The sequence below is a fragment of the Flavobacterium sp. HJSW_4 genome (assembly GCF_042436695.1).
In the GTDB taxonomy this organism is placed as follows: Bacteria; Bacteroidota; Bacteroidia; order Flavobacteriales; family Flavobacteriaceae; genus Flavobacterium.
In genome coordinates this window covers 128238-147760 of record NZ_JBHNPP010000002.1, presented here as the reverse complement: position 1 = coordinate 147760, position 19523 = coordinate 128238, and the positions used below count along the sequence as shown (strand labels likewise).

General features: G+C 37.6%; 22 protein-coding genes and 1 pseudogene. 13 read left to right on the top strand and 10 right to left on the bottom strand.

Going from position 1 to position 19523, the window contains the following annotated elements:
• Positions 1-83: 83 nt before the first annotated feature.
• From ACE01P_RS02425 to ACE01P_RS02410, 4 genes are all read left to right on the top strand, one after another.
• Positions 84-581 carry a DUF1348 family protein gene (locus ACE01P_RS02425; protein WP_379693696.1) on the top strand — a complete coding sequence of 166 codons (498 nt, stop codon included), beginning with the start codon at positions 84-86 and terminating at the stop codon, positions 579-581.
• A gap of 196 nt (positions 582-777) precedes the next feature.
• The gene (locus ACE01P_RS02420) at positions 778-1305 is read left to right on the top strand and encodes a TetR/AcrR family transcriptional regulator (RefSeq protein WP_379693694.1); all 528 of its coding nucleotides are present in this window, start codon (positions 778-780) and stop codon (positions 1303-1305) included.
• Between the two features lie 135 nt (positions 1306-1440).
• Complete coding sequence (locus ACE01P_RS02415; RefSeq protein WP_379693691.1) at positions 1441-2037, top strand: hypothetical protein; 597 nt, start codon at positions 1441-1443, stop codon at positions 2035-2037.
• A complete protein-coding gene (locus tag ACE01P_RS02410) occupies positions 2030-2476 on the top strand; it encodes a hypothetical protein (protein WP_379693688.1) in 447 nt (148 codons plus the stop codon). The genes ACE01P_RS02415 and ACE01P_RS02410 overlap by 8 nt, the downstream gene beginning before the upstream one ends.
• Positions 2477-2978: 502 nt before the next feature.
• On the opposite strand, the gene ACE01P_RS02405 is transcribed toward ACE01P_RS02410, so the two are convergent.
• The 4 genes from ACE01P_RS02405 to ACE01P_RS02390 all read right to left on the bottom strand — a co-directional run bounded on the left by ACE01P_RS02405 (position 2979) and on the right by ACE01P_RS02390 (position 5167).
• On the bottom strand, positions 2979-3434 hold the full coding sequence (locus ACE01P_RS02405) for a VOC family protein (RefSeq protein WP_379693685.1): 456 nt from the start codon (positions 3432-3434) through the stop codon (positions 2979-2981).
• Positions 3435-3453: 19 nt separating this feature from the next.
• On the bottom strand, positions 3454-4080 hold the full coding sequence (locus ACE01P_RS02400; RefSeq protein WP_379693683.1) for a DUF6506 family protein: 627 nt from the start codon (positions 4078-4080) through the stop codon (positions 3454-3456).
• Between the two features lie 70 nt (positions 4081-4150).
• On the bottom strand, positions 4151-4711 hold the full coding sequence (locus ACE01P_RS02395) for a Crp/Fnr family transcriptional regulator (RefSeq protein WP_379693680.1): 561 nt from the start codon (positions 4709-4711) through the stop codon (positions 4151-4153).
• A gap of 207 nt (positions 4712-4918) precedes the next feature.
• Positions 4919-5167: a hypothetical protein gene (locus ACE01P_RS02390; RefSeq protein WP_379693678.1), complete on the bottom strand. Its 249-nt coding sequence runs from the start codon at positions 5165-5167 to the stop codon at positions 4919-4921.
• A gap of 141 nt (positions 5168-5308) precedes the next feature.
• On the opposite strand from ACE01P_RS02390, the gene ACE01P_RS02385 reads away from it, so the two are divergent.
• Together ACE01P_RS02385 and ACE01P_RS02380 are read left to right on the top strand one after the other, a co-directional pair.
• The gene (locus tag ACE01P_RS02385) at positions 5309-6346 is read left to right on the top strand and encodes an SDR family NAD(P)-dependent oxidoreductase (RefSeq protein WP_379693675.1); all 1038 of its coding nucleotides are present in this window, start codon (positions 5309-5311) and stop codon (positions 6344-6346) included.
• Positions 6347-6405: 59 nt separating this feature from the next.
• The gene (locus ACE01P_RS02380; RefSeq protein WP_379693673.1) at positions 6406-7236 is read left to right on the top strand and encodes a helix-turn-helix domain-containing protein; all 831 of its coding nucleotides are present in this window, start codon (positions 6406-6408) and stop codon (positions 7234-7236) included.
• Between the two features lie 265 nt (positions 7237-7501).
• Here ACE01P_RS02380 and ACE01P_RS02375 read toward each other — a convergent pair whose 3' ends face one another.
• The 3 genes from ACE01P_RS02375 to ACE01P_RS02365 form a co-directional block, all read right to left on the bottom strand.
• A complete protein-coding gene (locus ACE01P_RS02375; protein ID WP_379693671.1) occupies positions 7502-7846 on the bottom strand; it encodes a nuclear transport factor 2 family protein in 345 nt (114 codons plus the stop codon).
• Between the two features lie 420 nt (positions 7847-8266).
• Positions 8267-9994: an FAD/NAD(P)-binding protein gene (locus tag ACE01P_RS02370; RefSeq protein ID WP_379693669.1), complete on the bottom strand. Its 1728-nt coding sequence runs from the start codon at positions 9992-9994 to the stop codon at positions 8267-8269.
• 153 nt (positions 9995-10147) lie between these two features.
• Positions 10148-10699, bottom strand: coding sequence for a TetR/AcrR family transcriptional regulator (locus ACE01P_RS02365; protein WP_379693667.1), 552 nt, complete (start codon positions 10697-10699; stop codon positions 10148-10150).
• Positions 10700-10908: 209 nt separating this feature from the next.
• Here ACE01P_RS02365 and ACE01P_RS02360 point away from each other — a divergent pair, with 209 nt between their 5' ends.
• Genes ACE01P_RS02360 through ACE01P_RS02350 form a run of 3 tightly spaced genes read left to right on the top strand, consistent with a single transcriptional unit; the run spans position 10909 to position 12408 of the window.
• Positions 10909-11994 carry an NAD-dependent epimerase/dehydratase family protein gene (locus ACE01P_RS02360; protein WP_379693665.1) on the top strand — a complete coding sequence of 362 codons (1086 nt, stop codon included), beginning with the start codon at positions 10909-10911 and terminating at the stop codon, positions 11992-11994.
• Positions 11995-12007: 13 nt separating this feature from the next.
• Positions 12008-12160, top strand: a complete 153-nt coding sequence (locus tag ACE01P_RS02355; protein WP_379693663.1) for a hypothetical protein — start codon at positions 12008-12010, stop codon at positions 12158-12160.
• Positions 12157-12408 carry a DUF2141 domain-containing protein gene (locus tag ACE01P_RS02350; RefSeq protein ID WP_379693661.1) on the top strand — a complete coding sequence of 84 codons (252 nt, stop codon included), beginning with the start codon at positions 12157-12159 and terminating at the stop codon, positions 12406-12408. The genes ACE01P_RS02355 and ACE01P_RS02350 overlap by 4 nt, the downstream gene beginning before the upstream one ends.
• Here the strand turns inward: ACE01P_RS02350 and ACE01P_RS02345 are convergent.
• Together ACE01P_RS02345 and ACE01P_RS02340 are read right to left on the bottom strand one after the other, a co-directional pair.
• The gene (locus ACE01P_RS02345; protein WP_379693659.1) at positions 12383-12868 is read right to left on the bottom strand and encodes a response regulator; all 486 of its coding nucleotides are present in this window, start codon (positions 12866-12868) and stop codon (positions 12383-12385) included. The two genes, ACE01P_RS02350 and ACE01P_RS02345, sit on opposite strands and share 26 nt — an antisense overlap.
• Positions 12869-13182: 314 nt before the next feature.
• Positions 13183-14001, bottom strand: coding sequence for a T9SS sorting signal type C domain-containing protein (locus tag ACE01P_RS02340; protein WP_379693657.1), 819 nt, complete (start codon positions 13999-14001; stop codon positions 13183-13185).
• A 1514-nt stretch (positions 14002-15515) separates the two neighbouring features.
• Here ACE01P_RS02340 and ACE01P_RS02335 point away from each other — a divergent pair.
• From ACE01P_RS02335 to ACE01P_RS02320, 4 genes are all read left to right on the top strand, one after another.
• On the top strand, positions 15516-16430 hold the full coding sequence (locus tag ACE01P_RS02335; protein ID WP_379693655.1) for a phosphotransferase: 915 nt from the start codon (positions 15516-15518) through the stop codon (positions 16428-16430).
• Positions 16431-16615: 185 nt separating this feature from the next.
• A complete protein-coding gene (locus tag ACE01P_RS02330) occupies positions 16616-16936 on the top strand; it encodes a helix-turn-helix domain-containing protein (RefSeq protein ID WP_379693653.1) in 321 nt (106 codons plus the stop codon).
• Positions 16937-17070: 134 nt separating this feature from the next.
• Positions 17071-17532 (top strand): GyrI-like domain-containing protein, encoded by a 462-nt coding sequence (locus ACE01P_RS02325; RefSeq protein ID WP_379693651.1) that lies wholly within the window; start codon positions 17071-17073, stop codon positions 17530-17532.
• Positions 17533-17973: 441 nt separating this feature from the next.
• Positions 17974-19017, top strand: a complete 1044-nt coding sequence (locus ACE01P_RS02320) for a serine hydrolase domain-containing protein (RefSeq protein ID WP_379693649.1) — start codon at positions 17974-17976, stop codon at positions 19015-19017.
• An 80-nt stretch (positions 19018-19097) separates the two neighbouring features.
• Here ACE01P_RS02320 and ACE01P_RS02315 read toward each other — a convergent pair.
• Positions 19098-19388, bottom strand: a pseudogene (locus tag ACE01P_RS02315) (DNA polymerase IV); the annotation flags it as partial.
• Between the last annotated feature and the right edge of the window lie 135 nt (positions 19389-19523).

Genomic DNA, 19523 nt, shown 5'->3' with positions numbered 1-19523 from the left:
TATCTACACCATCAGAATCGAGAAGCTTTATTAGGGGGCTTCTAAAGGAATTAATTTTAATATAAAAATAAGAAAAGGGAGTTATGAAAATATTTAAACAGATCATTTTAACAGTTGGATTTCTGACAGCAGGTTTGGCAAGTGCACAAAGTTCCTCGAATACACAAACAGAGAAAAAGTATCCAATACCGCCATTTACCTTGGAAACCGCATTACAGAAAGTGCAATATGCAGAAGATGCCTGGAATTCTAAAGATCCTGTAAAAATTTCTAAAGCCTACACCATTGACAGCGAATGGAGGAATAGAGATAAATTTGTCAACGGAAGGGAAGAGATTGTCAAGTTTCTTTCTGATAAGTGGAAGAAGGAGTTAAATTATAAGCTTAAAAAGGAGTATTGGGCACACACAGACAACCGTATTGCCGTGAGATTCGAATATGAGTATATGGACCAGAAAGGTAATTGGTTTAGGGCATACGGAAATGAAAATTGGGAATTTGATGAGAATGGCCTAATGGCGAAAAGGTATGCCAGCATTAACGATCTGCCAATCAAGGAGAGTGATCGAAAGTTTAAATAACTGAAACTTTATATGAAGTAGAATTAGGTTTGTTTTTACAGCGCCTATTTCTACTTTTTCATGTGCCATACAAAAAGCAAGTAGAGATATGCTTTGTGTTTTAGAACTTTTTGTGAGCTAATTTCAAGGAGTTATAGACAGACAAGTTTGTATGTCTTTAGAATTAGTTATATATTTGTAATCTAAAATTTAGTTTATGATATCTCCAAAAGAAAGAATTATGGATGTGACCATGGTCCTGTTCGCTAGTCAGGGTTATAATTCAACCGGCATTAATCAGATTATTTCCGAAGCAAATGTTGCCAAGGCCAGTTTTTATCAGCATTTTAAATCTAAAGAGGATTTATGTGTCGCGTTCTTAAATGCAAGACATGTCTATTGGTTCAATGAGCTTGATAATTTCATAAGAGATAGAAAAGATATGAAATCAAAGATTCTGTCATCATTTGATTATTTAGTTTACATGAATTCCAAGGAGAACTTCAGAGGCTGCAGCTTCTTGAATATTCTGTCTGAAATTCCGGCTGATAATTTAAAGATATTGAATGTGATTCAGGACCATAAGAAAGACCTTAGAGATTTTTTTTCAAATTTAATAGCTGAAGAGGGGTTGTCAGACCATATTTATATGCTGTTTGAAAGTTCTATCATAGAAAGCCAGATGTTTAAGTCCAACGAGTTGATAGAAAAATCAAAAGTGATTGTCAATAGTCTAATTGGGTAAATCAAAAAAGCCTATCCGCTGTCCGTTTTGTTTTCAAAAAAGTGCAATTGTTAATATGGTTAAGTTTTAACGGGCGCATTGAAAATGAAATTGGAGGCAGTGTCAAAATTCCAGTTCATTCATTAAATATATTAAATGGTGGAAATCAATAAAAATCATCAGCTTGCAAAAAAAAGCAGCTTTGTCCGAAAGACAAGCATTTTAATACTTTTAATTATTCAAATTGCTTTTTTGTCTGCTATTTTTAGGGAGAACTTCCAATCAATGTGGGTATTGCTATCGATAATCGTCATCTGTCCCTTGATACTGGTAACCTATTTGAGGGGACCGATTCATCATTATGATCATCAATATGAACATATACTTGTTGTATCCTGGATTCCTGTAGGGGCAGTATCATCTTTTTATCTTAATCATTATCTGGGTTTGGGCCCTGTGATATCGGCAGCTGCAATTGGAGCTTTGGGATCTTTTGTTCCTGAAATTAATAAGAAGTCTAATTATTTGAAGCAGCTGCCTGCAGTCATTTACTGTGGGGCATTTATCGGAATGTCAAGCACGCGAGTGGCGCCGGATATCTTTTTTATTTTGGCTGCGAGTTTTTTTACAGCCGTATTGATTCTGGTTTCCAAAAGCCTTTTTTCGGGAGTTGGGGGCAAATTAGGCACTCTGGCATTCACAGGCGTGGCAATAACTTCATTTATTTACTATCTTATTTCATATTATGTTTGATGTTTTAGTATTAATCTTAGTCGGTTTCACTGGCGCGGTTATGACTTTTTATGTAAGTGAAGGCAGAAATCAGGGACCAGTTCGTTCCTCTGCGGTTTTATCGCTTGCTGTTGCGCTTATTTTTCATTTTAATACTGTAAATATTGAAGTGCATTTAGCCCAAAATATCCCTTTGGTATTTATCGGATCATCATTTATAGGAATGGTTTCAAGCCGATTGATTTCAAATTATTGGGCGATAGGCGCTGGAGGTATGGTTTTCTGCATCATCTTTCTCAATGCAAGCAGGTTTTTTAATGGTTATGGAGGAGCTTTGGGTACAGCCGCATGTATTTCGCTGCTCACCATATTGAGCATTCCTATCGTTACTAGAAAGCACAGATTAACAAATGGATTTGCTTTATTTAGAAAAACAGTCTTTAGAATAAAAAGGCAATAGGAAAATAAGTGTTTTATAAAAAAAATGGCGCCAATTGAAGACAATTGGCGCCATTTTGGCTTTTGTGACCAGGGACAGGACAAATTTCAACATCATTTTTGGATGATTTGAAGTTATTGGCTTACCATATGTAATGTCTGTCTTCCATTGGCTTAGTGAATTTGGTTTAGATGTCCTGTTGGGGACTGATGTGAAAAATTATAAAAACTCAATTGATTTATGCCAGTAAACTAAAATACAATTCTACAAATATTATTGAGGATTTGAAAAGATTGTTATGCTTAATGTAGAGTTGTCTTTCTTTGGCTCTATTAATTACTTTTATGCGATTTAGGTTTTGTGGCAGAAAAGTAATCCCTTTGAGAATGCGATACCGAAAAATGAAAATAAAATTAAGGGGCATTTGCTCCTTATTTTTTGCAATCTCAATATTTAAAGTAAAAGGCAATTTTTATTTTAAGTATGATAATTTTAGATCAATTAATTTAAGTTGCTTCCCACATTAATCTGCTTTTTCTGCCACATCCCAAATATATCCAAATGGATCTTTGATTCTGGCTTTTAGATCGCCCCAAAACTGCATTTGTGGTTCTGCTAAAATTTGGGCTTCTTTCTCTCTTCTCACAGCTTCGACCAATGTCTTTACATCATCGACGTAAAGGTAAAAAACAAAGGGAGGTATCTGACCGGAAGTAGCTGGTGCAGCTGCGTTGAAATCCCAATTTTCCTTGTTCAGGACAAAATTATTTCCACGGTAACGAATTCTTGCAAATAAGAGCTCACTGTTTTTTTCGTCTTCCAATTCCGAAATGCAGACCATTTCAAATGCTTCGGTATAGAATTCTATCGCTTTGGAAACATCGGGCACACTGATTGTTGCAGTCAGCCAATTCAAACCGTGATGTGGATGTGCACGGTGTTCTACGTTATCAAACCAATTAATTTTCTGCTTTTTCATAGTAGCTTATTTTTATTTATTAGTTATGAATTAATATGCTGGTTTCTTCCAGCGTGAAACTGCCGACTCCAACAGCTGCGCGTCCCGCTGCCGCTTCAATTACTCTGGCCGCACCGGCAGTGGTGAATCCTCCGTACAATTCAATCAGGCCGAAGCCAGATTCTGCCAGTTCGGCAGCAACTTTGCCGCCTGCAGCCTCATCCGGTACGGGAATAAAAGTGGTGTGCTGGAAGCCGAATGCTTTTTCAAATCGGTCAGTATCGGGATTGCTGCCTTTCTCTAAAAAAATGTATGCTTCGCGGGGCGGCTTTTCCTCTTGGTAGGATTTGCTGAATGCGGCTGCCAATAGCAGCGATTCGATTCCGAAGGTAACTGAACTGACTTTTGCTTTGTCTCCAACTGCCTGGAGAATCCTCAATTTCCAGATAATGGGAATGTAGCCGCAGAGTTCTATCAGTTCTGCACCTTCTTCAACAAGTTCGATGGCCGCAGGCAGGGCTTCTGAAGGATTTCCAATAGCAACGATAGTCAAGCGCCCGGATGCATTTTCCCGAACAAATTTAGTTTTACCAAGTTCTGCACCATAGCCTTCATAAATGATAGCTTTGTTGATGATTCTTGTACTTTCTCTTTCCTTGTTTTGCATATCTCAAATATTTAATGATGCAAAGTTCGGATTTAAAGAATGCGCTTTTTTTGATGTAGATCAAAATAGCCTAGCTTTTTCTTATCCGGCTTAAAGTTTCCTGCGTAACGCCGACATAAGATGCGATATGGCCGAGATTTATCCGGCCGATTAAGTTGGGATGTTCTTTGATGAGCGACTGATAGCGTTCCGGTGCGGTTTCTGTGAGCAGTGAGGTGATTCTCTCTTCAAGCACCACACATAATTCTTCTGCAATTTTTCTGCCTACCAGGTTTAGTTCCGGATGCGCTTTGTATAGAATTTCCAAATCGTTAGCGGCTATGGCATAAAGTTCTGATTCTTCTAAAAATTGGATGTTTTCCGGAGAAGGCCTGCTGGTGTACATTGGCATGATGGCTCCGAAAATTTGATTTTCCTGTCCAAACCAGACGTTGACTTCCTTGTCATGGCGATGAATGTATGCTCTGAAAACGCCTTTGCTTACGACAAAATAGCTTGTCAGCAGCTGTCCTTTTTTTAGAAAGTGGCTGTTCTTTTTTTTGTTTATTTTTTTTGTTTTCTGCTCAATGTCATTTTCAGCTTCATGGCTGATTGGGCCGTATTTTTTTAGCTGCTCGATAAGTGGGTTCATCTGTCTTTTAGTTTTTTTTGGAGATTATGTCCGCTATGCGTTCCACCCGAGCGAAGCAGCCTTTTATGCCCAACCCCGGCATAAAGGTGTTTACGCTGCTATTGGGGGTAGAAAGTTAATTGGCTGACTGCTGAATTTTAAAGTGGATTTGGAAGAAATTGAGGTATAGATATCTGAGAAGTAAAATTATCAGATATTGCCTGTTTATCAGCCGGCCAATATCTTTGCTGGAGCAGGCAGTCCCAGTTCTTTTGCAGCAGACCTGATATCCCTGAAAAAGCCGATGCCTTCTAAACTTTTGGTGTAGCAGATAATATCAAACTCATTACTTGAAATCTCTTCTATCCTTACAGCAGTAATTGAAGGTGATTCCAGTTTGAATCTGTAAATGGGTTTCCCTATTATTATATTGCTATAATATCGGCATAGCTGTTCTGCCTGTTTTTCAGTGTACATTATCTGATCTCATTTTATTGCTACAAGATACAAAAATGATCTTTAATAAATGAGGCCTTTAAAACAAAGCAATTCGGACTTTAGAACAAAACCCGCCCACGGAGTGCATTCTACCTTTGTCACAATAAAATTTTAATAAAGATGGAACAAAACAATTACAATGGAGCATTACAAAAACCAGTAGGTTCAGGCTTCAATGCAAAATCGACAGCAAAAGATGTTATCAATGGTATAGACCTAACAGGCAAGACAGCAATTGTGACCGGCGGCGACGGCGGCCTTGGTTTGGAAATCACCAAAGCTTTAACTTCAGCAGGAGCCACCGTTATAGTTGCTTCAAGGGATGCATCAAAAGGCAGACGAAATTTAGAAGGCATTGCAAATGTAGAAACAGAAACATTGAATCTGACAGATCCCACGTCGATCGATGCGTTTGCAGAGAACTTTTTAGAGTCGGGAAAACCTCTTGATATCCTTATCAACAACGCGGGGGTAATGTGGACACCTCTGCAGCGTGATAAGCGCGGTTATGAGGGGCAATTCTCAACGAATCATTTAGGACATTTTCATCTGACAGCCAAACTTTGGAACGCTTTGAAAAAAGCAGATGGCTCAAGGGTCGTGACAGTTTCCTCCTCAGGACACCATTATTCGCCTGTTCTTTTTGATGATGTAAACTATTCGGCAAGAGAGTATGACAAATTTGAAGCTTATGGGCAGTCTAAAACTGCAAATGTGCTTTTTACGGTGGAATTGGATAAAAAGGCAAAACCATTTGGAGTAAGAGCCTATGTCCTTCATCCCGGTTTGATTCTTGAAACCAATCTGGGCAGGCATTTGGCCTTTGAGGATTTTGTTGCATTAGGGATTTTGCATGCTGACGGCACACCAAACCTTGAAGCTGAAGCTGCGATGAAAAACATGCAAAAAAGCAAAGAACAGGGAGCTGCTACAACAGTCTGGGCTGCAACAAGCCCTCAATTGGAAAACATTGGAGGGGTGTATCTAGAAGACGTCGAGATAGCGCAATACGACCAGACCAATTATGAAAATATTGCTGCGGCCTATAGAAACCCCGGCGGATTTGCAGGTGTTGCACCATTTGCCCTAAAGGCGGAGGCGGCACAAAAACTTTGGGCAATAAGCGAAGAATTGACTAATGTGAAATTTGATATTTAAAAGCAGGAAGAAATAAGATTCATTTAACTGGATCTTATTTCTTTTTTTAACTTTACACCATGGCAACAAGACAAATCAATAATTACGCAGAGATTGTTTTCACCTGCAACGGCTCGACGCATCAGAATATAGAAATGATTGCCGAGGAGCATTGCATTGTTCGAATAATTTCAGGTGAATTAAAAGTTATTCAATCAGATAAAACGTATCTTTTAGGAGCGGGAGACACTCTTTTATTTCCAAGGAACCAGCTTTCCACCTTAATTAAATCGGATAAAGACGGCCAGCCTTATCGGGCGATTATAGTAAAACTGGGTCAGGACGTTTTAATGACATTTTACCAGCAAAAGAAACTCCAGACCGCTTTGGTTTCTAAAGCCGATTGCGTCAAGCCATTGCCGGGAAATCCTCTGCTAGATAGTTTTTTTGCTTCGATACTGCCCTATTTCGACCTGAACTACAAATTGCCAGAGGGACTTTCCCAATTGAAAATTCAGGAAGCAATTACGGTTTTGCGCTCCTTGGACAAGGATATTGATAATATCTTATCTGACTTTTCTGAGCCCCACAAAATCAACCTTGTTGAATTTATGGAGCGGAATTATATGTTTAACATGCCTTTGGAAAAATTCGGCTACCTGACAGGCAGAAGCCTGACAACCTTTAAGAGGGATTTTAAGAAAGCATACAATACTACACCGCAAAAATGGATCACCCAAAAACGGCTCGAACTGGCATATTTCCAATTGGCAAAAAAGAACAGGAAACCTATTGATGTATATTGCGAAGTGGGTTTTGAAAATTTGTCACATTTCTCATATGCCTTCAAAAAGCAATTTGGCAAGAGCCCTACAGCGTTTTTAAATAAGGCCGGCAGCATACCCAGTTAAATTTAGGAGTATTAATAAAAAATGGCGCCATTTGGCGTTGAGATTTATTCAGCAAATATTATTTTTAGGAACTCTTCCCCGCTATGCGCCCTACACGAGAGATAGCGGACTGAAGAAGCGATCTTCTGTGCCAAACCCCGGCGCAGAAAGATCTACATTGAACACGAGCGAAGCGGTCTGGTGAAGCCATGGGGGCTGGGAAATTGAATAAGCGTGATGCGTTCTGCCGCAAATGCTGAACTGCCGGATTCTCTTTTAAAATCGCTTAATTTTTTTTTATAACGGTTATCTTATCTATTTTTTCATTATTTATTTCAAAAATAATCGCCTGCTCCATTTTTTCAGCGCTTCCATTGCGCCCATGAATATACTCCTGAACAATAACCTTGTTGTCAAAAGTGATGCTGTTTAGTATCTCAGCTCGAAGATCTGGAGAATTAAGGAACAGCGTATGATACATTTTTTGGCATTCATCTATGCCTTGGATAATTATTCTATTATCTGAAAAATCAACTATTTTAATTTCCTGGCTGAAAAGGGCCATCATGCTCTCGATGTCCCTATTGGTGTAGGCAAGCATCTGTTTTTCTATAATCTGTTCTATTGTCATTTTATTTTGTCTATCAATTTTATCTGTACGCTTTCTGCTTTGCGCCGCCTCCGTATTTAGCCAAATCCACAATATCGAATGTCTTTGACTGCAGGCTTTAAAGAGCTAAAATACAAAAAAAAAGCAGTCTGTATTCTGCATAAATTATTGAGCTGTTAATTCTGCTGGCCAGACAAAGAAATAAATCACTTATCGGCTTCGATAGAACAGGAAATTAATAGGGCCGCATACAGTTTCCAGCCTACACTTGCAAGGCCTTATTTCTGCTGGAATTTTATTTTTTGAAATACCGATTTGCCGCGATTTTGCCACAAAACTTAAAAATGGTTAAGATCTTAAAAACTGCCTTAACTTTGGTTGCAAATTTGGAGGCGGCTCGAATTGTAAATTATCCGCTGTTTCGGTGACTATTTGATATGGCTACAACTCAAAATTTTCTTCCTTAAAAATTTCTTCGGCAATTCTCAGAGAAGCCGCTTCGCAAAAATCAAGGCCGGAATAATCCGGATTAAATCCTCCAATGTAAGGAACAGCCATGATATAAATGTTCTCATTGTAAGATCCATACTGGTCAATGATTTGAAAGTTGTCATTGATTGCAATTCCAGAAACTTGCAGAGAATAGCTGCCATCCGCATTTTTTTCAACAAGCGTGCTTCCCTTTTCCAAAATTGTTTCTGCCGCCTCATTTGATTTAAATTTTAAAGCTGCGGGACTTGCTGCTTTTTGGGAAAGCAATGTTTTAAAAGGAAAATCGCCATAAGATAAATGCGGCTGTCCAACGCAATCTACAAAAGTATCATAATGGTCGGCTTTCTGATTTTGATTTTCATCCAGATACTTGTAAATGATCCCGCCGCCATGCTGGGGTTCAACAGTACTATCCTGATTTACCGCCGTAATATCCAAAACCCCGGCATGATGCAGGGCTAGAAGTTCGCTGCACGATTTTTGAGGCACAAAAGCAATTACAATAGATATCAGAGGCATAAGCACTTTTTGAAGACGCTGCATATCTTCGGCAGAAAGGTATTTCGCTGGGCGGTTCATTGCAAAACTTAAAACCGCCAGCATTTCTTTCCAGTAGATAGATTCCTGTCTTTTAATAGATTTTTCTGCCTGAATATATTCTGCCTTTAAAAGTTGGAAAGCATCCAAACGTTCTCTGAGCTCCATCATTTCTTCCACAAATTCCTCTATAGAAAGGTCTTTGATGCGGCTGTAAAAATCAGGATCTTTTGTGCGGAAGATTTCTGTGAAATTTCTTTTAAAAACAAAATCAAGAGAAAGAAATCCATCATTTTCTTTACGATGCCCGTCTATCTCTTCTCTGGTAAGCAGCGAATCGTGCGATAAGTGGGAATCTTCCAAATGGAACCGAACGGCAGGAAGCATACCGCTTCTGGAATGCATAACCATTCTAAAATCTGGGCAGTCTTCTGCTTTTTCAAAGCTTAACTGTCCGTCATCTTCTTTACTAAATCTACCGTTATTGCGGGCTAGAGTTCTTATTGCATCAATCGCTGTAAGCGAAGATCCTCGTATAGCGATGGCATGATTTAATTTTAATGCCAATTTTGAAGGCGGATATGGAGAATCAAAATATCCTTTTACCTTTCCTTCATATTTTTTGGGCCAGTTATGTCCTGTGCAAATTACGGCATAATCAAATTCTGCTTTTTCATTCTCTGTTACAACACACACTTTCTGTTCTTCTTTATTGCAGATGACATCGGTGACATTTGTGTTATAAAGAATAGTTGTCGTGATTCCTTTTATTGCAGCAATCTGCTGCAGAAGATCGAACTGGGAAGAAAGGTAATGGCCAAATAAAATTCGGGGCAATACTTTGTATTCATTGAAATTGCTAGAATTGATGTTAAATCTTTCCAATAAGTCGGCAGGAGCATTTTTAATCCATTCTTCTATAGAGCTGACAATGTCTGGTATTTCATTGTCAGATACATTTGTAACGTGCTCATCAGTGGCGCCTTCACTGCTGTACGGCATTCCGGCACCAAGCATGCTTTTTTTCTCATAGATGGTGACATCAAGGTCAGTGCTGCCATATTCGACAAGCCTTTTGTAAAGGAAAAGCCCGCTTGGACCGCCTCCTAAAATTGCTATCTTTTTTTTATTTTGCCGCATGTTTGAATTTTAGAGGAAAAGTAATTCGCATTACTAAAACACACCTTACAAAATTTTAGGATTTCTATCTATAATTTTACTGTCAGCATCAGAAATGATTTTTGAAGAAATTTGAGTGGTGAGAACTTCTGTTTTTAGAGAGATCAAAAAAAACTATAATTTATTGAGCCTGTTAACCAGATAACTGATCATTTTTGCAACATCATCGGCAGGAATGGAGAAGTCGTTTTCAATCCAGCTTTTAATTACTGCTATGCTTCCTTTCTCGCCAAATTGATATGCCATTTCAATAAATGGCCGTGTTTCCGGACTAAGCTCTATTTGATTTTCTACGGGAAAATTATTTCTAATGCTGGTCATAATGCGGGCCAGAATGCCGCTTCCATCTGCTTTTGCAAATACAATTTTGCTCATTTCCTTGTCGTTTTCCAGCAATTTGCAGCTCAGAAGAATTACCTCATCCATATTTGCGCTTCTGCTCAGAACGGCCGACAGCCTTTCAAAAATATCTTCTTCCAGTTCGAGCAGTATATCCAGCGGAATTGCATAATGCCGATAAAATGAATTTCGGTTAACATCTGCCGTTTTGCATAATTCAGTAATGGTAATTTCGCTCAGTTCCCGTCCCTGCAGCAAACCGAATAATGCTTCACGCAAAACTTTTTTAGTGTACTGAACTCTTCTGTCTTTTCTTAAATCCATCATAAATTAAATTTTTTACGCTACAAAATGGCTGGTTTTTGTCCGCTAACATACAGAATTCCGAACTTTTGAAACATCAGTCCATTTACTCTTTTATAGCTTTACAAATAATACTTGAAGGTACAAAAAGTTAAATAAAGAACATATTTTATAGTAAAATCAGCTTTAAATCAAAATGGTTAGGTAATAAAGCATCAATAGAGACAAAAATAATGGAAAATGGAATAGTAAAAAAGAGAATATTGCTGACCGGCCCATCAGGAACTGTCGGTTTTGAAGCTTTACAGCATTTGGTGCAGAATCCTGATTATGAAGTGACGGTTTTTGATGTTAAAACCAGAAATTCCATTAAAAAATTGGCGCCGTTTCAATCTCGTGTCGAAATTGTTTACGGCGATATTGGCAATGAAGAAGAAGTTCAGAAAGTTACCCAAAACAAAGATGCAGCTATTCATTTGGCCGCCATTATTCCGCCTCTTGCCGATATAGATCCGCAACTTGCTTATCGAGTTAATGTTCAGGGAACAGAAAATCTTATCCGCGGATTAGAAAAAGGTTCACCTGACTGCCATTTGATATTTAGTTCCAGCGTTTCCGTATATGGCGATCGAATTAATAACCCTGAAATCAAAGTGGCTGATGCGTTGAAACCTAGTCCTGGCGATCAATACGGAGAAACAAAAGTGCTTTGTGAAACGCTGATTCAAAATTCAAATTTGCCGTGGACCATATTCCGTCTGGCCGCCATTATGGGAAATCATAAAATGTCCAAACTAATGTTTCATATGCCGCTCAAGACGCCTATGGAAATCTGTACGCCAAAAGATACGGGCAGAGCTTTTGCCAATGCGGCGGGGCATTTAAAAAAGCTTGAAAATCAGATTTTCAATTTGGGAGGAGGAGAAAGCTGCGTCATTCTGTACGAGACTTTTTTGGACAAAATGTTTGATAGGTTTGGTTTAGGCAGAGCCAATTTTCCTATAGGGGCTTTTGCTGAGAAAAACTTTCATTGCGGAGTCTTAAAAGATGGTGATGTTTTAGATGCTATCATTCATTTTCGAAAACAAAATTTAGAGGATTATTTCGAAATGGTAAGCCAGCAGATCCATCCTCTTCAGAGAAAAATAACGTTTTTTTTCCGAAGTATCATTAAAAAATGGCTTCTCTCAAAATCTGAACCCTACCGCGCATATATAAAAGGAGATGTTAGAGAACTGAATCAGTTTTTTAACCGGTCAGAATGCGAAGCGCACAAGATTTTAATGCAAATTAAAAGAAAGGAAACCTATGAAGTCTGAAAAAATAAGCCTGATGCTCTTGCTAATAGCAAATACGGCTCTTTTTGCACAGAATAATTTAAGTGTTGAAGTGACTGGTCTTGTGCCAGATAAAGGAAATGTCATTTTGGATTATACAACAGGAAAATTGGTTTCCTTGATAATGGATCCGGAATCGCCAATGTGAAAGTAAAAGCTACAGGAGATCGTATTGCTTACACATTTAAATATCTGCCTGATGGCGAGTATGCTGTTGCGGTATATCAGGATGAGAACAGCAATGGAAAATGCGACCGCAATATGATTGGCTATCCAACTGAAGGTTTTGGTTTTTCTAAAAATTACAGGCCAAAATTTTCAGCTCCTAAATTTGATGAGGTAAAAATTGCAGTCTGCCAGTCCGTTAAAACTACCATTGCATTGATCCAGAAGTAATCTGGAAATTCTTTGGACACTCCACAAAATTAGGCGATGCGCATTTTCTGCAGCATTCAGCTGTTACCCTGATTGTATATTGTAATTCTCCAAATTCAGACGGCTTGGCGAAGAATCTCTGTATGGATTTTGAGTAAGCGTCATTTGCATCGCACTGCTCTGCACTTGCAGTAAAAAATAGATAAGGAATGGTTTTTAGACGAATGCTTTCATTCTCGAATACTTGTTTTCTAAGTTCAATACCGCTCAGTTTAGGCATATTGGTGCCAGAGAAAACGATGAACGGTTCATCATAAGTTCCACGCAGATGGTCCAATGCTTCCTGACCGCCGCTGAAAAATATAATTTCATTTTTGCGATTGAGCTCTCTAAAAACTTCACTAAAAATATCCTGATCGTCCTGATCGTCCTCAATGACGATGATTGCACCTTTCTTGTTCACACTATTTTTTTTGGCCATGATCGGCGGCGAATGTTTTGCATGCCAGTTTAAGTCTCACTAATTCAATCATTTTTATGATAATATTGCGCTGAACTTTTCGCAGCGCATATTCTGATCACTTTTAAATTTTTCAGATATGCCCCGATTTCAAAAGCTGAATCCTGTCTGAAGGCGGTATCAATTCTTGATAACTTTAGATGGAAAATCGGAACTGAATTAAGGCGTCTTCCTGCAGCTGCTAATTTTATGGCTCGGATGCAATTTTATTTTTTATGGAAACCGTGCGTAATCCCATTGGCTTCCGCACGGTTTAATATGCCGCTAAATAGAAGCTAAAAAAGCACTTTTCGGGCTATAACGCGGCCATCTTCTAAAGTCGCTTTGACCAGCAGAACCTGAGAATTGGCTTGAATTCCAGCAATCTCCACATATGATTGGCCTCTGTTGCGGCTGCTGAAAAGAAGCTTTCCGTTAATATCAAAAACTGCGGTCTCCCTTAAAAAAGTTTTTTCAGAATTGACAGTGATAACCCTGTCTTTCACTGATACCCAGAAATCAATTCCATGATTCAGTTCATCAAGTCCCAATCTGTCCTCCGAAGCATAGCGGAGCACAAAGCGGCCATTGAAAATGCCGGTATCGGTGTGGAATGTGTAAGGGCTATTTTTCAGATTATGCACAATTCCTGTCTCCTTATCCTGCAGATAGATATCTTTTTGGGCAAGATCGCCGTCAGCATGGTCAATGGAGATGGTAAGATTTCCCTTTATTGCTGATCGGTATCCCAATGGTATCGTATCTGAAGGATTAAAAGGCACTGCACGGGCCTGGATCACTAGTTTTCTGCTTTCATTTATGCTGTAAAAATCTGCGTATTTATTGGCATCCAGAGACGGAGCGTCATAGTTGAAATCAAAACCATTGGTTGCTCCAGCCATATATCCGACCAGCAGCTGTTTGAAAAGCCCTTCCGGATTGGTCAGATTCAGCCATACGCGATGCTTTTGGGTTTCCTGCGGATTTTCAGATTTAAAGTTTGCAAGAGATCCGTATCCAAGAGGGGTGCGGTATAGGAATGGATTAACATTTAAAGATACTGCATACTGCGCAGCTATTATAAAGAGTAGGGCTGATAAGAAAAATTTTTTCATGATTTGATAATTTAAATATTAAAAAAAAGGCTCTCGCCGTGACCTTTCCTAAAAATTTAAATAACAGCATAGAAATTATCAGGCACTGTCAAGTGTCCGGAATTTACTAACCAACAAAATGATTTAAGTAGTTTTATTTCCCTATATCTGCTATTTAAGATTTTAGATTTATCTGACAGTCTTGAGCAATAAAAAAAACGGATGCCTGTTAGCTGCAGTCTATACAATAGCTTAAAGCCTTGAGGGCTTTTTTAAGCATTACATCGATTTTTTTTGCTTTTTGACGATCAAATAGAATATTAAGTTATGAATTTTACCATAAAGTTGAAAACAGCAAATGTATTTTTAACACAATAGATCTGCTTTTTTTATATTTTTCGATTCTAGTGTTAATTTTTTTAAATAACATCTTGTTTATTAGCCTTTTATTTTTTAACAGTGCAGCTGTTACAGCAGAGTTTTACCCAGACGGATTCCGAAACGTAGCAGATATGAAGCTTTTTTAGTTTTGGTAGCCCGCCATTTAGCCTAATATCGGCGGCATTTTGCAGATTTTCATATAATAATTGTATTGCATTAATCAATGCCAGTAATATAAAGGAGCTGTTGCATGATCCAAGTCGCGCATCGATGTCTATAGAAATCAATGTAGGGTGGAGCTGAAGCGATTCGCTGAGAACACTCTTCCGCAATAAAACCCGCCTGGCTGCCGTTTAGCCAGAGGCGCACTGTCCCTAAAGAGAATCTTCCAAAATGTTAATCTGTATGATTGGAGGGGGCAGATTTAGACTATCCGAAGAGACAGCGTGTGCTGATTTAGGCAGGCTTATCAATGATTTCAATTGGAATGATGCGGCTTTAGGGGCTATTGAATTTTGTAGCGAAAATCTTTGTTCTTCATTGGGTATTGTGCTCGGCTCTTCTTTTCCCCCATTTTTAATATGGAGTGATGGGCATCATTTTTTGCAATGGTTCTTTTCGCCCGTTTTAAAAAGAATATTACTGATGCCGACGTTTTAGAAAATCCTATAAAGGAAGTCCTTCACGCGGAATGGAAAACAGCCGATTTGAAATTAAAGAATAATTAATTAGAGATAATTCAATTTAAGCCCGTTACAAAAATACTGGCAATAAGTCGTATAAGATTCGAACATAAGCTCCCGTAACTTTATTTCACTGGATTTCCTGCTTTCAAAAACACTATGCGCCGCGATTCTGCCGCAAAAATTTAATGGCAATATTTAAACATATTTTGAACTGCTATTTTGTTTAAGGAAGCATTCAAGCGCCTAACCAGCTAATCGAAGAATATTGTAATGTTATACAGTGTGCATCTTAATATTTTTTAATAACTCATAATATAAATTTATGTAAATTTGGATAGCTTTGTGCAGTTTGTGCACAGATAAACAATTCTGCCGCAATTTTACCATAGGCCAATGATGCATTTTCCAGTAACAAATTCCAACCTTTCCGCGACACATCTAGGACTGTTCGTGCAGGAAAGATATTCATTGGGTAAAGGAACCAAATGCCAATTAATAAAAGCCGGCATTAACGACACCTATTTGATAAGCAACAGCTTAGACAAATTTGTATTCAGAGTCTATAGCTTAAACTGGCGGACAAAATTAGAAATCGAAGAAGAAATTAAACTGCTAAATGAACTAAAGCAAAATTCCATTTCAATTTCCCATCCGCTATCAGACAATAAAAACAATTACATACAAACATTGAATGCTCCGGAAGGCGACCGGTTTGCAGTGCTTTTTACATTTGCAAGCGGTGAGAAACAGCACATAATTGCAGAAGAGACACATTTTGAGATTGGACAGCTTATGGCCCGAATCCATAAGACAACCAATCATCTGAAGTTGGACCGTATAGACTACTCTCCTGAAGTACTTCTTATTGATTCATTAAAAAAAGTAGCATCATTTTTAACTAATGATACAGAAGAAATGAACTTTATGAAATCAGCGCAAACATATCTATTAAAGGAATTTGAAAATGCAGACATTTCTCAAATTCGGCAGGGGGCTGTTCATCTTGACATCTGGTTTGACAATCTAAACATCGCAAATGATAGCAAAGTAACAATTTTCGACTTTGACTTCTGTGGAAACGGCTGGCTCTGCTTGGATATTGCCTACTATATTTTACAGCTTCACAACGTTGAGAAGTATGAGGCAAAAGATTATCAGCCTAAAGTTGACAGCTTCATTAAAGGGTATGAATCTGTAGCATCAATAAGCGCAGAAGAAAAGCGGCTTATTCCAATGCTTGGGGTAAGCTTGTATTTTTTCTATTTGGGTGTCCAGTGCCAGAGATACGACAATTGGTCTAACTCCTTTTTGAGTGAGAACTATTTGAAAAGATTTATCAACGGGCTTGTTAAAAGATACTATGGCATTTATAAACTTGGATGATAATAAAAACGGTGCCTTACAGCAGCTAGAGCAGATTTGGGCAATTGGCTTAACGGAAAGATGGTTTTGTATGGGATGATTTGCTTCGCCTGTTGGCTATTGCTCGGGTGGCAAATCCGAACAGCGGGATTAATTTATTCCCAAAATCCGCTGCAGCAGCGGGACGTTTTACAGCATTAAAAAAAATGACAGCAGCAGATAAAGAAATACAAGCTGATTACAAAAATCGAATTAACCGGGTTTTTGAGTTTATTGACCAAAACTTCGAATCGGACTTATCGTTAAATGCAGTTTCTCAAACTGCTTTTTTCTCACCATTTCATTTTCATAGAATTTTCAAATTTGCTACTGAAGAAACTCTGCATGAATACGTAAAACGAAGAAGAATAGAAAAATCAGCATCTGATTTGATGCATAAAAACATAGCAGCAGCTGAATTAGCGCATAAATATGGATTTAGTGATAATTCTCCTATTCCAGAGCATTTAAAAAGTATTTTGGAGTAAGCCCGACTGAATTTAAAAAACAGAATCCAAATAGATTTAGCAAGATCCGCCAGCTTAAAAGCAAGAATGGGCAAGAATATCCTGACTATGAAAAATACATTTGCGTCATTAATAATCTTAAAAATTGGATTAAAATGATCGCAAAAATTGAAATTGAAGAAATGCCAAAAATGGATTTGGCCTACGTATCAAGCATTGGTCCGCATAACCTTGAAAATGCCTATTTAAAATTAATGCAATGGGCAGCACCAAAAGGATTAGTTAGCGGCCAAACAAAAATGATAACGGTTTATCACGACTGTTTTAAAGTTACTGAAGCCGGCAAAGTAAGGATGAGTGCTTCGATTTTACTTGGCAAGCCAGCAGAAGCAAATGGAGAAATCGGACTGACAGCAATAGAAGCTGGAAAATTTATCGTTGGAAATTTTGAAATTGGATTAGACGAATTTGAAAAGTCATGGACTGGATTATTTGTCTGGATGAAAGAAAATGGATATAAGAAAGCTGACAGAAAGCCTTTTGAAATTTATTGCAATAATTTTAATGAGCATCCTGAAAAGAAAGCTATTGTTGGCTTTTGCATGCCAATTGAATAAAAAGCGCTGCAGAACAACAGCTAAATGCGATTGTTTGTTTTCGGATACTTTTGAAAATCCCCCGCTATGCCAATGTCTCTGACTCCGCACCCGCAATCTAAATCAAATTTTACTATAAAACAAAAAAGCTCCAGATTTCTCTGAAGCTTTTTATCGTTGTAGCCCTAACGGGGCAATTCTCAAACCATTTTTTGCATGATTTAGACAAAATAAATATCAAGCAATTTTAATTTTTTCTTTTCTTATCACTTTTGATTGTAAATTAGTCAGATTGGCAAGAGTGGAAAATTTTAAACTCACATTAGTGCCAAACGTATCTAACCAACCAAAGCCATTTAATAATTTAATGAAATTAAAATCCTATTTTTGAAAACAAGAAAACGATCATATTCGTCATATATGAGTCAGCCAAAAAAAATATAGACAACAAGAGATTAAATTATGAAATGTAACAAACAACTGCTCTCATTTTCCATTATTCTATTGCTTCTGGCAAATACTGCATTTGCTCAAACTAAACAAATTGACTCTTTAATGAAATTGGCAAATCAGATTGGAATTTTTAATGGAAATGTACTTGTTTCAAAAAATAATAAAATAATATATAATGCATCATTTGGATTTACTGATGCAACTAAAACGAATAAATTAACAACTGACTCCAGATTTAATATTGGCTCAATTACAAAGGAATTCAGTGCGGTTGCTTTAATGCAATTAAAAGAACAAGGCAAGCTGCAAATGAGCGATAAGGTTTCTAAGTTTATTCCAGAATTGCCAAAATGGGCAAATGAAGTTGAAATTAAAGATTTATTGCAATACACAAGCGGAATGCCTAATGTAAATTGGAAAAGCATTAAAAATGACAAAGATATTTTTGATGGTTTAATGCGCATTGATACGCTTGATTTTAAGCCGGGTACAAATTACGATTATAATAATAACAATATATTTTTAAGACAATTTATTGTAGAGCGATTAACAAAAATTTCTTTTAAAGCATATGTAGAAAAATTCATCTTCCAGCCTTGTAGAATGGATTCTGCTGAATTGACCCCTTTAAAAGACGAAGAAAATATAGCCAAAGGATTTAATAATAGTTTAGTTCCAGATAAAGCAGACTTGCCTATAACGGGAGGAACTTACCTAACAGCCATTGATTTATTAAAATGGACAAACTGTCTTCACAACAATAAAATAATTAATAAAAAATCACTTTATGAAATAGGCCAGCAATTTAATTTGCCAGAAACTCAATCAGCATTGGGGCAAGCAAAATTTAAAAACGAAAACCTAATTGAACACTTGCATGATGGAAGAGCTGGAAACTATGAAGCTATTTTGGTTTCAGATATTGATGAAAGTTTTACAATTATTCTATTAGACAATAATTATAATGGAAAAGCTTTTGAAATTTCAGATAAAATTACAGCCATTTTGAAAAACCAAAAATATAACATTCAAAGCAAGACAATTAAAAAATAAAATGGTTTTGATTTGAATAATTTTACTCTTTTTTGAACTAATCCAAGGTAAAGGATCGGTTTGCAAATCCGAAGAAATGGCTTTTCCGCCACAGGCACTTTTTCCTGTATGATTTCGGTAATGTCATGGGAAAGCCTAGAATAAAGCTCTATATCGGCTTTCATGATTTTGACCTGAGGGCAGAGCTTCATGGCCATATGGATGGGCATGGCCGAACGCACGCCGAATTTTCTTGCCTCGCAGAAGCAGGAAGCCACAACGCCCCTGCCGCCGCCGATAATAAGCGGTATGCCGTTAAGCTGCGAATTGGCAAGCCTTTCGCACGATACGAAAAACGTGTTCATGTCGATATGTAAAATTGCCCTTGTCATGTTCTGTTTCTTTTTATACGGATCAAAATTAGTACGGATTCTAACAATTTTTAATTGCTTTTATGTTATAAATGATAACAAAAATGCAAATGCTTATTTTTAGGGAAGTTATGTTGGGGTCGCTTTTCCGGATTC